Annotated in this window: 3 protein-coding genes; all 3 read left to right on the top strand. The window is 54.3% G+C overall.

What is annotated here, in order from left to right:
* Positions 1-1,154 (top strand): transketolase-like TK C-terminal-containing protein (locus tag ACW14G_RS22240; RefSeq protein ID WP_455648820.1); only part of this gene is annotated, 1,154 nt, incomplete at its 5' end.
* Between the two features lie 14 nt (positions 1,155-1,168).
* Positions 1,169-3,061, top strand: coding sequence for a pyruvate dehydrogenase complex dihydrolipoyllysine-residue acetyltransferase (aceF, locus tag ACW14G_RS22235; RefSeq protein WP_249022312.1), 1,893 nt, complete (start codon positions 1,169-1,171; stop codon positions 3,059-3,061).
* A gap of 206 nt (positions 3,062-3,267) precedes the next feature.
* Positions 3,268-4,654: dihydrolipoyl dehydrogenase (lpdA, locus tag ACW14G_RS22230; RefSeq protein ID WP_455648819.1), on the top strand; the 1,387-nt coding region annotated here is incomplete at its 3' end.

Genomic DNA, 4,654 nt, shown 5'->3' with positions numbered 1-4,654 from the left:
ACGTGATGCTGAAGAACAAATCCATCAAAGACCGCCTCGTGCCGATCATCGCCGATGAAGCGCGTACCTTTGGTATGGAAGGTCTGTTCCGTCAGATTGGTATCTACAGCCCGAACGGTCAGCAGTACACCCCGCAGGACCGCGAGCAGGTTGCCTACTACAAAGAAGACGAGAAAGGCCAGATTCTGCAGGAAGGTATCAACGAACTGGGTGCTGGCGCATCCTGGCTGGCGGCTGCGACCTCTTACAGCACCAACAACCTGCCGATGATTCCGTTCTACATCTACTACTCCATGTTCGGGTTCCAGCGTATCGGTGACCTGTGCTGGCAGGCAGGCGACCAGCAGGCTCGCGGCTTCCTGGTAGGTGGTACTTCCGGTCGTACGACGCTGAACGGCGAAGGTCTGCAGCACGAAGATGGTCACAGCCATATTCAGTCTCTGACTATCCCGAACTGTATCTCTTACGATCCGTCTTACGCGTACGAAGTTGCGGTCATCATGCACGATGGTCTGGAGCGTATGTACGGTGAGAAACAAGAGAACGTTTACTACTACATCACCACGCTGAACGAAAACTACCACATGCCGGCAATGCCAGCAGGTGCCGAGGAAGGTATCCGTAAAGGTATCTACAAACTCGAAACCATCGAAGGTAGCAAAGGTAAAGTTCAGCTGCTGGGCTCCGGTTCTATCCTGCGTCACGTCCGTGAAGCAGCGCAGATCCTGGCGAAAGACTACGGTGTGGGCTCTGACGTGTACTCTGTGACTTCCTTCACTGAACTGGCGCGTGATGGTCAGGATTGTGAGCGCTGGAACATGCTGCACCCGCTGGAAACGCCGCGCGTTCCGTACATCGCTCAGGTGATGAACGACGCACCGGCTGTTGCCTCTACCGACTATATGAAACTGTTTGCTGAGCAGGTTCGTACTTATGTACCGGCTGATGATTACCGCGTACTGGGTACCGACGGCTTTGGCCGCTCTGATAGCCGTGAAAACCTGCGTCACCACTTCGAAGTTGATGCTTCCTACGTGGTTGTAGCGGCACTGGGCGAACTGGCTAAACGTGGCGAAATCGATAAGAAAGTGGTTGCGGAAGCAATTACCAAATTCAACATCGATGCAGAAAAAGTTAACCCGCGTCTGGCGTAAGAGGTAAAAGAATAATGGCTATCGAAATCAATGTACCGGACATCGGGGCTGATGAAGTTGAAATCACCGAGATCCTGGTCAAAGTAGGCGACAAAGTTGAAGCTGAACAGTCGCTGATCACCGTAGAAGGCGACAAAGCCTCTATGGAAGTTCCGTCTCCTCAGGCTGGTATCGTTAAAGAGATCAAAGTCTCTGTTGGCGACAAAACTGAGACCGGCAAACTGATCATGATTTTCGATTCCGCCGACGGTGCAGCAACTGCTGCACCTGCCAAGGCAGAAGAGAAGAAAGAAGCGGCTCCGGCAGCAGCACCTGCTGCAGCGGCAGCAAAAGACGTACACGTTCCGGATATCGGCGGTGACGAAGTTGAAGTGACCGAGATTCTGGTGAAAGTGGGCGACACTGTGACCGCAGAGCAATCGCTGATCACCGTAGAAGGCGATAAAGCCTCTATGGAAGTCCCGGCACCGTTCGCGGGTACCGTGAAAGAGATCAAAGTGAACACCGGCGACAAAGTGTCTACCGGCTCTCTGATTATGGTCTTCGAAGTCGCGGGCGCGGCACCAGCGGCTGCACCGGCTCAGGCAGCAGCGCCTGCCGCAGCGGCGGCTCCGGCAGCAGCTTCGGGCTCCAAAGAAGTTAACGTACCGGATATCGGCGGTGACGAAGTTGAAGTCACTGAAGTGATGGTTAAAGTCGGCGATAAAATTGCCGCTGAGCAGTCACTGATTACCGTAGAAGGCGACAAAGCCTCTATGGAAGTTCCGGCACCGTTCGCGGGCACCGTGAAAGAGATCAAAATCAGCACCGGCGACAAAGTCAAAACCGGTTCTCTGATTATGGTCTTCGAAGTGGAAGGCGCAGCACCTGCTGCCGCGCCGGCTCAGGCAGCAGCTCCGGCTCCGGCCGCCGCGCCTGCACAAGCAGCAGCGCCTGCTCCGGCCGCAAAAGCGGAAGGTAAATCTGAGTTTGCTGAGAACGACGCTTACGTCCACGCTACTCCGCTGATTCGTCGCCTGGCGCGCGAATTCGGCGTGAACCTGGCGAAAGTGAAAGGGTCTGGCCGTAAAGGTCGTATCCTGCGCGAAGACGTTCAGGCTTACGTGAAAGACGCTATCAAGCGTGCGGAAGCGGCTCCGGCTGCAGCAGCAGGCGGCGGTATTCCGGGCATGCTGCCTTGGCCGAAAGTGGACTTCAGCAAGTTTGGTGAAATCGAAGAAGTGGAACTGGGCCGTATCCAGAAAATCTCTGGTGCTAACCTGAGCCGTAACTGGGTGATGATCCCGCACGTTACCCACTTCGATAAGACCGATATCACCGATCTGGAAGCGTTCCGTAAACAGCAGAACGCCGAAGCTGAGAAGCGTAAACTGGACGTGAAATTCACCCCAGTGGTCTTCATCATGAAAGCCGTTGCCGCCGCTCTGGAACAGATGCCGCGCTTCAACAGCTCTCTGTCCGAAGATGGTCAGCGTCTGACGCTGAAGAAATACATCAACATCGGCGTTGCGGTAGATACCCCGAATGGTCTGGTTGTTCCGGTCTTCAAAGACGTGAACAAGAAGAGCATTACCGAGCTGTCTCGCGAACTGACCACCATCTCCAAGAAAGCGCGTGATGGCAAGCTGACTGCTGGCGAAATGCAGGGCGGTTGCTTCACCATCTCCAGCATCGGCGGCCTGGGGACCACCCACTTCGCGCCGATTGTGAACGCGCCGGAAGTGGCGATCCTCGGTGTCTCCAAGTCCTCTATGGAGCCAGTGTGGAACGGTAAAGAGTTTATGCCGCGTCTGATGATGCCGATTTCGCTCTCCTTCGACCACCGCGTTATCGACGGTGCGGATGGTGCGCGCTTTATCACCATCATCAACAACATGCTGTCTGACATTCGCCGTCTGGTGATGTAATGAAAAAGCCGGCCTGACGGCCGGCTTTTTTCTGGTAACCTCGGAGTGGTTAGGGGTTATCAGCAACAAAGGACAAAATCGTTTGCCGTTTGTTGTTTAAAAATTGTTAACAATTTTGTAAAATACACGCGGATAGAACGTCCCGGTGGATGATGGGCGTAATAACTATAACGTCAGACCGCCGGATACAAATGATAGAGGTCATGATGAGTACTGAAATTAAAACTCAGGTCGTGGTACTTGGGGCGGGCCCGGCGGGTTACTCTGCTGCTTTCCGTTGCGCTGATTTAGGTCTGGAAACCGTAATCGTAGAACGTTACAGCACCCTCGGTGGTGTTTGTCTGAACGTTGGCTGTATCCCTTCTAAAGCGCTGCTGCACGTAGCAAAAGTTATCGAAGAAGCCAAAGCGCTGGCTGAACACGGTATCGTCTTCGGTGAGCCGAAAACGGATATCGACAAGATTCGTACCTGGAAAGAGAAAGTCATCACTCAACTGACCGGCGGTCTGGCTGGTATGGCCAAAGGCCGTAAAGTGAAAGTGGTTAACGGTCTGGGTAAATTCACCGGGGCGAACACCCTGGAAGTGGAAGGCGAAAACGGCAAAACCGTGATCAACTTCGACAACGCGATCATCGCGGCGGGCTCTCGTCCAATTCAGCTGCCGTTCATTCCGCATGAAGATCCGCGCATTTGGGACTCCACAGACGCACTGGAACTGAAAGAAGTGCCAAAACGCCTGCTGGTTATGGGCGGCGGTATCATCGGTCTGGAAATGGGTACCGTGTACCACGCGCTGGGTTCAGAGATTGACGTGGTTGAAATGTTCGACCAGGTTATCCCGGCTGCAGACAAAGACATCGTTAAAGTCTTCACCAAACGCATCAGCAAGAAATTCAACCTGATGCTGGAAACCAAAGTGACCGCCGTTGAAGCGAAAGAAGACGGTATTTACGTTTCCATGGAAGGCAAAAAAGCCCCTGCCGAAGCTCAGCGTTACGATGCTGTGCTGGTGGCTATCGGTCGTGTACCGAACGGTAAAAACCTCGACGCGGGCAAAGCTGGCGTGGAAGTTGACGACCGTGGCTTCATCCGCGTTGACAAACAGCTGCGCACCAACGTGCCGCACATCTTTGCTATCGGCGATATCGTCGGTCAGCCGATGCTGGCGCACAAAGGTGTTCACGAAGGTCACGTTGCCGCTGAAGTTATCGCCGGTAAGAAACACTACTTCGATCCGAAAGTTATCCCGTCCATCGCCTATACCGAACCAGAAGTTGCATGGGTTGGTCTGACTGAGAAAGAAGCGAAAGAGAAAGGCATCAGCTACGAAACCGCCACCTTCCCGTGGGCTGCTTCTGGCCGTGCTATCGCTTCCGACTGCGCAGACGGTATGACCAAACTGATCTTCGACAAAGAATCTCACCGTGTGATCGGTGGTGCGATTGTCGGTACCAACGGCGGCGAGCTGCTGGGTGAAATCGGTCTGGCGATCGAAATGGGCTGTGACGCTGAAGACATCGCGCTGACCATCCACGCGCACCCGACTCTGCACGAGTCCGTGGGCCTGGCTGCCGAAGTGTTCGAAGGTAGCA

It is taken from the genome of Kluyvera sp. (assembly GCF_965301105.1).
This window is presented reverse-complemented; position numbering and strand designations above follow the sequence as displayed.